A 359-nucleotide genomic window follows, 5' to 3' on the forward strand; every position below is an offset into this window, starting at 1 on the left:
CAGGTGGAGAATGGGGTAACGAACTAGCAGATGTGACCTATTACTATGGGTGGGGACCAGCAGATGCCTGGTCCCTGACCTATAGCCGATTACAGTGGTGGTATCAGCAGGCGGTCAGAATTAACAAGGTGAAGGCGGGGAAAAATGGGTAATGCATTTGATTTTGAACTGACCGCGACAGATCAGGCGTCGGCCTCCATTCAGCGTATCGAAGAGGCCGTTAAAAATCTCATTCCTGATCTGGATAAAACCCGTGATGGACTTAAATTAGGGGGGCAGGGATCAGTTGAAGGTATTGACGACCTCAATGCTCGTCTAAAGGGAATGGGGCAGTTTGCGCGTGAAGGTGTGCAGTTTGT

The 359-nt window shown here is 49.9% G+C and carries 1 pseudogene; it reads left to right on the plus strand.

Annotated features, from left to right (window positions below):
• Positions 1–144: 144 nt before the first annotated feature.
• Positions 145–359, plus strand: a pseudogene (locus V2A85_RS24600) (hypothetical protein); the annotation flags it as partial.

This window comes from Yersinia sp. 1252 StPb PI (genome assembly GCF_048593885.1).
Lineage (GTDB): Bacteria > Pseudomonadota > Gammaproteobacteria > Enterobacterales > Enterobacteriaceae > Yersinia > Yersinia enterocolitica_E.